We start from the raw sequence: 8,939 nt of genomic DNA, 5'->3' as shown, positions 1-8,939 counted from the left end.
CTCGCCATTCCCGAATCTTATCAATTCGATTAAGACATACATCACGCTCACGTTTGAGAATGACAGCATACTGTGTTACGTCACCATAGGTGCTACCACTGAATGAGGTCTTGTCTAAGTGAGAAATAAACGCCACCGGCAATACAGGGCAAGCCGCTGTAATTGGCTCATTCTTGGCGCAAGAAGTCGATAACAGAGCGAGGAGCATTGCTGTTATAGGCATCACTGCTTTTCTCTTGCGTAGAGATAGATTTAATAACTTCATTGGCTTTATTCCTTGATTCAGTTTCTTGCTTTGATAACTCAAGTGTTAGACGTTGGTTTTCTTCAGCCTCTAACTTGAGCTGAGAAATGACCGCACTTTGCTTTGCGATGGTTTGGGCTTGCGTTTGGTTTTCGGCTCTTAGTTCAAGAATGGTGTTATGCTGAACCCGTAACCAAAAACACAAACCCAAAATAAGAAAAAGTGCGGTCAGTTTTATCGCACTTTCAAATCTCGTAAAGATATTTAGCATTTCAACCCCTAAAATGTGAGCAATCCTAAAAAGAGAAACCAACCCCAACCGGTAATGCCATGAAAAGCAAGAAAACCTGCTGCAATAAATAAACAGGTACTAGGCAAATATCTCATTTCAACTCCATTAGGCATAACTGCCGTTCTTTATCTCGTCTAATTTCCAACCCACGTAATTTCTTACCGCCGGCATAAACCCACTTCGGTAATTCATTACACGCCCCGATATAATCACCTGCGTTAGCCTTGCGGAACATTGTAGATTTACGCATTGCACCACAACCCACGTTAAATACGATGGAAGTCATGGCATCAAATGTGCCTTGCGGTAGATTTCTACCATTGCCATATAGATTCACGCAACGTTCTGCTATGCGTAAGTCATTCGCCCAGCGGTCAGCAATCTCTTTATCCGTGTAACGTTTATTGGGATTGATAGATCCACCGCTTACCTCTGTTGAACCAATCCCAACCGTCAAAACATCTGCCGGACATTGATAAGGGTCTCGGCGACAACCTTCCGCATTACCGATAATCTCCATTCCCTTTTCACTAATCCGTAAATCAGGATGATCTGTCTGCACGATGCCAATAATGGCTGCGACACTACATACCACTACACCACCAACCGTACCGGCAATTTTTAATCTACTCATCTCTTAATCCTCGCTTGAGTTGCTGCACTTTAAGTGCATGGATTTCTTCTTCCCGCTCCTCGGCCCGTTCTCTTGCCCGCCCTTCAGAACATTTTGAATAAAGATTAACTAATGCCGTCACAATACCGATAGCAAGACTGATCAACATTAGATTTTGCTGGTCGCTTAACCAAGCAAGTAAACCGGAAAAGCTAGACCAGAAATAACTTTGGTTTCCCGGGTCTTTAAACATTTTCATACTCCGCCTCCTTTGTTGAGGCAATAAAAAAGCCCACCTTTTACGGTGAGCTATAAGTTCTGTTAAGATAAAGTTTCCACACAATAAAATAACAGAGGTTTAAAATGACTAATAGTGTTATAACCAAAAAGCAAATATCAGATATGATCTCTGAAGAGTTTAGATATTTCTTCGATTTACGTCTTGATTCCGTTACATCAGACTTACAACAACCATTCCAACTACTTGTTGAAGCAATCAATCTATTTTGTAAGTTTGCCAATATCAACAAGAAAGCTGAGTTATTTTTTAATTTAGGCAATCAAGGTACTGCTTTTTCATATGATTTTGTTTTCCAATACCATATAAATCCACCAGCAATACACATCTACTATAACAACTGTATTTTCTTTAACTTAGACATATCTAAACAGTGCGATTCCAGAATGCAAATTGCAATGTATTTAGAGGAATTAGCTCATTGTTATATGAATATATCTGATGAAATTTTGGTAAAGAAAGTTGTATGTAGTATGTATCCCCTAGTCAGATATAATGAGCTAGAAGATCAATACGAGATTAACGAGTAATATACTGTTCAGGTGGAATGCTAGAACGTGACGTTTTAATAGATGCGCCTTTAATCTGAGAGCCATTTAATTGAAATTTATCAACCTCTATTGAGGCGCAATTGATGTAGCCGGTCGGTACTACCGGATAGCGTAATTTAAAATGCTCATAAAGTGCCTTGAGCAAATACTCCGGTACTTCTTCACCGTTAATTTTGATTTTATCGCCTAATGTGATTTCCATTTTCCACCACCAACAAAAAAGCCCAGTCCGTTAAGACTGAGCTTGGTTAAAAATTCTGCTAATATATTGTCCCCCAACAAATAAGTTAGCAGAGGTTGAAATGTTTTTCTTCATAAAAGAAGACTATAAGAATCTTATTTTCTTAATTTTGAGTGTAATTTATTTATCGTTAATGATTACTTTAGGGCATCCTTGGTTCTTTATTTTTTGCATTTTAGCAGCTCCCACTGCCCTAACTTGCAAAAAAATATTGAAACAAAAAGATGATACTTTCTTTTATATCATAGCACTAGCTGGGTCAGGTCTACTTATCACGATAGGTGGACTCAGCTATGAAGATATTAGCCTTGTGGTTGGTAAAGTATCAGAAGAAACTTCTCTATGGATTAAAGTACTATGTAACGCGCTTGGATTGGCATTCTTTTCAGTTGTTATCAAGCAATTAGAATTATTGGCTAAACCCACACGAAAAAATAAATATAAGAAACTCAGTTTTATGTATAAATCTAAAAATCTACGAAATAAATATTAATGCTAAAAAGCCCCAAGCATTTCTGCTTAGGACTGTTACTCTTATGGCACTCTGTACCGGAATCGAACCGGTATCGATGACTTAGGAGGTCATTGCTCTATCCTGTTGAGCTAACAGAGTAATTTTATAGGTTACTACCTAATAAAAAGCCCTGACTATTTCTAAATCAGGGCTACTAAAATTCATTCGTGCGTTCGCAACGTGCTAAAACCGCACTGTACTTAGAATCATATACTTTCAGTCTAGACTTTACAAGTATTTTTTACAAAGTTTGGTTAGTTTTTTGTGAATGTGGTGGAATAATCTGTCCGTCGTAGTCGCTACCTAAATCAAAGTGCCACGCTAAGCTGATAAATACCAATGCCACCAGTGTAATTTTTACCTTTCTAATGCTCATTTTCTGTTCCTTTTGCTGAATTTTGGGTGCAAGAAACCGCCACACGATTTTCACGGGGAAAAGTGCGGTCGGTTTTTCCGGTAATTTAGAATGGGTTAAGGGCAAATATTGGGTTAATTTGCTTTGATTGCTTTGGTTCTAGTAACGCTTGCAACAGGTTCAGCAATAAGCCTTTCTGTTCAGGCGGTAATGAGCAATGTTGTGTGATTTCGCCAAGGGCTAGCACCGAATTATCAAATAGCCTTGAGTTTTCCCGAATGTTGCTAAAGTGATTATTGATGATTTCAGCTAGTGCTTCACTTTCTTGATGACGTTTTAAGTGGTGGTAAATATGTGGCAAATCTTGAGTAAACATTGCCCACTTATGCAAGAAAGTAACCAATGAATACAGGTTGAGCCAGTCTATTTTCCCTGCAACGGGTGTTGGGTTGTCGCTCTTAACGTGATTAAGAAAATCTATTGCCTCCGACAATTGCGAACGTGGCAGTTGATCGTACTTCGCTATTTGGAACTGGTTTTTGAGTTGAGTGTAAATTTCTGCGTAGTTTAACCCTGTTCTGTGATGGGCGACTTGCACGACTTTCTGAATTTGCTGTTGTTCAGCAGGGGTGATCGTGTCATTTGGCAAAGCGAGTTGTTTCGGTGGCTCAATCTGATTTAAGAACGCTCTGAGGACGACAAGGTGAAAAGCAGGGCTTATCCATGCAGCGTAAGCGATAACGAGTTCTTTACAGGCGTATGTGCCTTGAATGCTTCTACCACGAATGATTTTGACCGATCTACTGATCTGTAGATCGTGAGTTCCATCAATTTCATTCAATAAATCTTTGGTGGTTTCTAAACGTAGAAATAAAGAGGGCTGATGTTTCTTTTCTGAACCCGTGATTTTATGGAGATCGTTTAATGAATAAAGATTTTCGTAGGAACGAATTGCAGTGTTAAGGATGGTTAAGTTTGACATAGTTTGTCCTTTTCATATTTCTGAATTTGATCCCTATTCTGACATAGGGCGATCGAGTGGTTCAGAAACCGTGAAAAGTCGGCTGGGCATATTCCCCGAAGGTATTGTATTAGCCACCCACTCGATCATAGATTGTAAATTACCTTTTTGTACAAAAAATTGTGGGAAAGAGAAAAGAGATCACAAATTTTAGCTACAAAAAAACCGCAAAGGATTTCGGTTGCGGATTACCGCTTTTCATAAGGTTCTGACACCTTGGATGGGATAATACAAAAAAGCCCTATTGATTGCAATAGGGCTTTATATCATTATTTATAAATTTCATTAATAACTTGTTTTAGACCACTCAATTCTTCTTCTGTAAGAATGAATTCATCATTACATACTTTATACTCAACTTTTTTGGCTTTACTGAATTTTTTCATATCAGCATTTGAAAAAAGAACATCAATTTCTTCTTTTACCCTTACTGGATGAATTAAAGTCTTAGGATTCATTTTATTCGTAATAGGCTTTATTGGTTTTCCATCAACTAACCAAGCTGTATTATGACATTTTAAGTAGTTCCAATCAGTAAATTCTCTTGAAATCGAAATCATATTTAAATTTGTTTTTTCTTTTTTTACTTCAGAAACTGCAAACAGCTTGTCGAAAGGTAGATTTTTTTGATAATGATCTCCATAATACATTTTCATCCAAGATGCCTTTTTCGCTCCAGTAAATCTATCTACTGTGCTATCAAATCTAGGTTTTTCAATTTCTTGTTTATTTTGTTCATAAACAGCACACCCACTCAACAATGCACAAGCCAATCCAGTTAATAACAATTTTTTCATTTTTAAATCTCCATGCAAGTAAAAAGAAACCGCATTTTATAAAGTTGATTTTACTTTTTCCGAGATCTAGATCACAACATAGGAAAAAAGCTCAATATCTTGAGCCTTTTGAGTGAATTTTAAGCAGAAAACACCGCTTTTCCTGTATGCAGCATTAATTTTAGTGATGTTTTCGCTGTTTTTAGGCGATTAAAATACTCAGCCCTAGAAATATTAAGACAACGATGAATATCGTTAACTTCCCACCGATTGACATACGTCAGCATAAACACATCATAAAGTTCAGGATTCACTTTATACATAATCAACATACATTCGTTAATCTGCATTCCCAACTCGTCAGAAATCGGATCTAAATGCGGTTTATAGGCATATTCGGCGTTAGGTTTAACTTGAGCAAATCCGGCTGACACACGAGGGAATTCCGTGCCATAACGGGGTGTAGCCCAATAACCCCATTGCACTGCTACTCTATCGATATTCATTGTTCCAACTCCTCAAATCTCACCACAATTCGACCGCACTTTTCGACCCCCATCGCTTTCCACTTTAATTCCGGTACGCTTTGCCAACAGTCGTCTTCAATAATTTTGGCTTGAACCAAGCTGTCTAATAGCACCTTTCCCAAGTTATCTAAATCTCGTTTTCGTTTATCGGGGAAATACACCTCAACAGAAATCGACACCGGTTTTTTAAAGGGTAAATAGCCCATACAAGTTAAAAAGACTTTATCCCGATATTTCTTCCCTTCATCTGAAATATAATGCACACCACGTCTAGTATGTCGCCAATAGTGATTAACGGACGGCGGGTAAGGTAGTTCAAGAGTCAGTGCGGTCATAGTTTCCCTTCCCTGCGTAAAATGGCTTGTGTACGCATAACCCCTTCTGCGTGAGCCAAGCGGACATACTCAGTATCCATTTTACGTGTTCTGCGGTCGCATTCATCGTGACAAGCCGAACACGCCCACGCCCCTTGTATGTCGTCAGGCTTTAATGCAACACCACTATGCAACCGATAATGAGCAAGCACGGTTGTTTCCGGATTAAAATTGCAAATCCCCGGCAACCGCACCTGACATTCACGTCCTTTGGCTTCTTTGCGATAATCTATTTTTTTCATTTTCTATCCCTAAAAAAACGCATAAAGCTGATTAATCACATTTTCATCGGTGGTATTACCGAAAATATTTTTGAGTGCTGCATTGATTAATGCGGAGTAACACTTTTCAAATTCGTCTTGTTCCATGTTGCCGTAGCTCAAAGATTGTGCCTCAATCCGTACATCACCTTTTATGTTGTAAGTAGTTTCATAAAACCCTGCCAGTACAGTTAAATGCTTGCGAAACGTGTCAAATTGTTTACGCTCATCAAAGTATTTCCATTCGGTTTTATCTGCGGCCCAATGCTCAAAACAGAAATTGAAGAAGGCAAAGACTTTGCGATGAAAAGCTGGGTTGCGGGTACGAATCACTTCTATCTCATACTGTTCACCTGTTTTCAGTGAATTAAGAGCCTCTGCTTCCATATCGTTTAGCGGGCTAAGTAGTCCGCCGGCAAGTTTAATCACCTGAATGCGAAGTCTTGCCTTATAACGTTTTCCGTGCGCTTTTACGATGTCATCTACACTATGAGCCATAATACCCACCGCACTTTTTCACAAAATCTAATTCAACCTGACGTGTTACAAAGCCCTGCATAAACGGATCGAACACTGCCACCATTGAGCCTTTGTTGTTGCCTTTGACTTCTTCACCGGTAACTGGATGAAGGAAATTAATTCGACCACCGATAATATCGATAACTTCCGTGGCATTATCCTGAATCACCTTGTACCACTTGGTGATTTTATCTGCCGGTAACAACATCACCACGAGATAACCTGCCTCTTTAAGTTCCGCCGCACGTTTTACAAAGGGCAAAGGGTCGCTGTAAGGCGGATTGATGAAAATGCGTAACATATCCGCCTGTTCAACCACTTCATCCAGTAAACGCTCCAGTAAATCATCCGATAAAAAATCCTCACAAATTTTGCTACCCGATCCTATCCAACGTGGGCGTAATGCGTGTGCCTTATTAGCGCAACCATCTAAATGAAACCAATAAAAACGATGTTCTAACCAACGGAAAATATAACGTGGCGTACGGTAGTGGTCTTTGTTAAATTCGGTCATTGCATCGCTCCTTTGCCATAGGATTTCGATGCGTAGGGTTTCGGCTGTTGTGGTTTTTCATTGATGAATTGATAGGCTTGGGCTTGGTCGCAATCCACAAAATGCCCTTTCTCAAATCGCATATAGGCCGTTCCCAATTCGCCGAAACGGTTTTTCGTGATAATGGCTTCGGAATAAGGATTGTCTGTGTCCGCTTTGTACGCACCTTCACGGTAAAGCATAATGATTTGGCTTGCGTCCTGTTCAATCGCACCGGAATCACGCAAATCTGAATTCGTTGGGCGTTTTACCGCACGGCTATCCACATCACGGTTAAGTTGGCAAAGCAAGATAATCGGAATGTTGAAATTTTTGGTGAAGGTTTTGAGCTTATTCATCGTGTTGGCGATGGCTTGAGAGAGGTTCGTTCCACGTTCTTGCTTGTGGTCGATTAATCCCAAGTAATCAATCACGATAGCGGACAGGCTGCCGACTTCGCTTAAATGATTTTCTGAAATTGCACAAATTTCATCGGCAGAAAGCCCACCACGATCGACAAAATAAACCTGTTGGTTACGCACTTCCGTGATAGCGTGGGTTAAGCGGCTATAATCCAATTCATCAAGTTCTTGTGGGTTGCGTAATTTCTTCACACCCACTTGACCAATTGCACTTAACAAGCGATCGACAAGCTGAAAATTTCCCATTTCAAGGCTGAAAAACAACACAGAGCCTTTGTTTTTTGCAATGTTACGGGTAAGCGTTAAGCTGAACTCGGTTTTGCCGGTACCGGGGCGACCTGCCACCACAACGATGTCAGTGGAATTAATTCCGCCAAGTACGTTATCCACCCCCTCAATGCCGGTGAAAAGTAACCGCTCTTTGAAATCGCTTTTAGAACGTTTTTCAAGCACGTCCACGTAAGAATCCATCAATTCGCCCATCGCCACCGGCTTAATCTCAGTTTTACTTACCAAGAGTTTTTGAATTTGATTAAGTGCGCATTGAGTAATCTCGTTCACTTTTTCTTCACGGGCATTGGCTAATTCGCTTGCCATTTTGAGCATGGTCTGTTGTGCCGAGCGGTTAATCCAAGCAGCGTGAACTTTTTTCGCATACCCCGAGAGATTTCCGCTGTAAACGATTCGATTTGCCATTTCCACCAAGTTTGCAAAGTTTTCGCTGTAGTCTTGTGAAAGCATTAAAATATCAATCAAATCATCTTTGCGGGCTTGTTTGCGAATGTTGCCGTAAAGTGCGCCAAGCTGAAATGTCTCAAACATTTCCGGTTCAAGCCAACTCATCACTTCTCGGGCTTGTGGTGATAGTCCGCCACTCAGTAATGCCCCAACAAGGCTATATTCCAAATCGTAATTGATATTTTGCATTACAGGTTCCCTTCCAAAACTTTGTCTAACGTGCTTTCACGCAGTAAATATTCAAAATCGGCTTTCCAGCCACGGTCATTTTCACCAAAGTAAAACGGCGGGGCTTGCTTCAGGAAATCGGCAAAATATTCCCCAATTGCCGATGCACTCCCATCACCAAATCGTTTTTTAAACACCGTGGATAATTTTTTCACAGCTCGTTTGCGTTTATCGCTGAGCGCATTAGGGTTAGCCACAAACGATAAATGCGTTTGGGATTCCTCAACCGCTTGGTTGTAGGCTTTCGCTATACCGGCATAATCAACCAAATCGGATTTTGTTTTTTCTTCAGGCGTAGTAAATTCGTTTTGCGAATCCATTTCATCCACAGGGTCGGCGTTAGCCGATTCCCCGCAAGGGGATAAAGGGGTTTTATTTGTATGTAATCTAGTGTATGTATTCTCTTGATCAATAACGAAATGACAATTTGACTG

16 protein-coding genes, 1 tRNA gene and 1 pseudogene are annotated in these 8,939 nt (G+C 40.1%); 2 read left to right on the top strand and 16 right to left on the bottom strand.

Annotated elements, in window-relative coordinates; all coding sequences use genetic code 11:
• The 4 genes from lysC to BKK54_RS09320 form a co-directional block, all read right to left on the bottom strand.
• On the bottom strand, positions 1-208 hold a 208-nt coding region (lysC, locus tag BKK54_RS12280), incomplete at its 3' end, for an Rz1-like lysis system protein LysC (protein WP_143541452.1).
• On the bottom strand, positions 168-515 hold the full coding sequence (locus BKK54_RS09330; RefSeq protein WP_077542810.1) for a DUF2570 family protein: 348 nt from the start codon (positions 513-515) through the stop codon (positions 168-170). The genes lysC and BKK54_RS09330, both read right to left, overlap by 41 nt.
• A 112-nt stretch (positions 516-627) precedes the next feature.
• Entirely contained in the window at positions 628-1,170 is a 543-nt protein-coding gene (locus BKK54_RS09325) for a lysozyme (protein ID WP_077542809.1), read from the bottom strand.
• Positions 1,163-1,408, bottom strand: coding sequence for a hypothetical protein (locus tag BKK54_RS09320; protein WP_077477512.1), 246 nt, complete (start codon positions 1,406-1,408; stop codon positions 1,163-1,165). Before BKK54_RS09320 ends, BKK54_RS09325 begins: the two co-directional genes overlap by 8 nt.
• 104 nt (positions 1,409-1,512) lie before the next feature.
• On the opposite strand from BKK54_RS09320, the gene BKK54_RS09315 reads away from it, so the two are divergent.
• Entirely contained in the window at positions 1,513-1,977 is a 465-nt protein-coding gene (locus tag BKK54_RS09315; RefSeq protein ID WP_077542808.1) for a hypothetical protein, read from the top strand.
• Here BKK54_RS09315 and BKK54_RS09310 read toward each other — a convergent pair.
• Positions 1,967-2,200 carry a hypothetical protein gene (locus BKK54_RS09310; RefSeq protein WP_077542807.1) on the bottom strand — a complete coding sequence of 78 codons (234 nt, stop codon included), beginning with the start codon at positions 2,198-2,200 and terminating at the stop codon, positions 1,967-1,969. The two genes, BKK54_RS09315 and BKK54_RS09310, sit on opposite strands and share 11 nt — an antisense overlap.
• A 100-nt stretch (positions 2,201-2,300) precedes the next feature.
• On the opposite strand from BKK54_RS09310, the gene BKK54_RS09305 reads away from it, so the two are divergent.
• Positions 2,301-2,732 (top strand): hypothetical protein, encoded by a 432-nt coding sequence (locus tag BKK54_RS09305; protein ID WP_244153131.1) that lies wholly within the window; start codon positions 2,301-2,303, stop codon positions 2,730-2,732.
• A 44-nt stretch (positions 2,733-2,776) separates the two neighbouring features.
• On the opposite strand, the gene BKK54_RS09300 is transcribed toward BKK54_RS09305, so the two are convergent.
• From BKK54_RS09300 to BKK54_RS09255, 11 genes and pseudogenes are all read right to left on the bottom strand, one after another.
• Positions 2,777-2,852, bottom strand: a tRNA-Arg gene (locus tag BKK54_RS09300).
• Positions 2,853-2,994: 142 nt separating this feature from the next.
• On the bottom strand, positions 2,995-3,129 hold the full coding sequence (locus BKK54_RS12180) for a hypothetical protein (protein WP_279626089.1): 135 nt from the start codon (positions 3,127-3,129) through the stop codon (positions 2,995-2,997).
• Positions 3,130-3,214: 85 nt separating this feature from the next.
• On the bottom strand, positions 3,215-4,090 hold the full coding sequence (locus tag BKK54_RS12220) for a KilA-N domain-containing protein (RefSeq protein ID WP_158074627.1): 876 nt from the start codon (positions 4,088-4,090) through the stop codon (positions 3,215-3,217).
• Positions 4,091-4,398: 308 nt separating this feature from the next.
• On the bottom strand, positions 4,399-4,926 hold the full coding sequence (locus BKK54_RS09290) for a hypothetical protein (RefSeq protein WP_077542806.1): 528 nt from the start codon (positions 4,924-4,926) through the stop codon (positions 4,399-4,401).
• Between the two features lie 119 nt (positions 4,927-5,045).
• On the bottom strand, positions 5,046-5,411 hold the full coding sequence (locus tag BKK54_RS09285; protein ID WP_077542805.1) for an antiterminator Q family protein: 366 nt from the start codon (positions 5,409-5,411) through the stop codon (positions 5,046-5,048).
• The gene (locus BKK54_RS09280; RefSeq protein WP_077542804.1) at positions 5,408-5,767 is read right to left on the bottom strand and encodes a RusA family crossover junction endodeoxyribonuclease; all 360 of its coding nucleotides are present in this window, start codon (positions 5,765-5,767) and stop codon (positions 5,408-5,410) included. Before BKK54_RS09280 ends, BKK54_RS09285 begins: the two co-directional genes overlap by 4 nt.
• Positions 5,764-6,048, bottom strand: a complete 285-nt coding sequence (locus BKK54_RS09275; protein ID WP_077542803.1) for a DUF1364 domain-containing protein — start codon at positions 6,046-6,048, stop codon at positions 5,764-5,766. Before BKK54_RS09275 ends, BKK54_RS09280 begins: the two co-directional genes overlap by 4 nt.
• Positions 6,049-6,057: 9 nt before the next feature.
• The gene (locus BKK54_RS09270; RefSeq protein WP_077542802.1) at positions 6,058-6,564 is read right to left on the bottom strand and encodes a DUF1367 family protein; all 507 of its coding nucleotides are present in this window, start codon (positions 6,562-6,564) and stop codon (positions 6,058-6,060) included.
• A complete protein-coding gene (locus BKK54_RS09265; protein ID WP_077542801.1) occupies positions 6,554-7,099 on the bottom strand; it encodes a DNA N-6-adenine-methyltransferase in 546 nt (181 codons plus the stop codon). The genes BKK54_RS09270 and BKK54_RS09265 overlap by 11 nt, the downstream gene beginning before the upstream one ends.
• Positions 7,096-8,466 (bottom strand): replicative DNA helicase, encoded by a 1,371-nt coding sequence (locus tag BKK54_RS09260; RefSeq protein WP_077542800.1) that lies wholly within the window; start codon positions 8,464-8,466, stop codon positions 7,096-7,098. Before BKK54_RS09260 ends, BKK54_RS09265 begins: the two co-directional genes overlap by 4 nt.
• A pseudogene (locus BKK54_RS09255) lies at positions 8,466-8,939 on the bottom strand (replication protein); the annotation flags it as partial. The gene BKK54_RS09260 and the pseudogene BKK54_RS09255, both read right to left, overlap by 1 nt.

Source organism: Rodentibacter genomosp. 1, from assembly GCF_001999285.1.
Taxonomy (GTDB): Bacteria; Pseudomonadota; Gammaproteobacteria; order Enterobacterales; family Pasteurellaceae; genus Rodentibacter.
The sequence above is the reverse complement of the archived record's forward strand: the minus strand, read 5'-3'. Positions and strand labels throughout refer to the sequence as shown.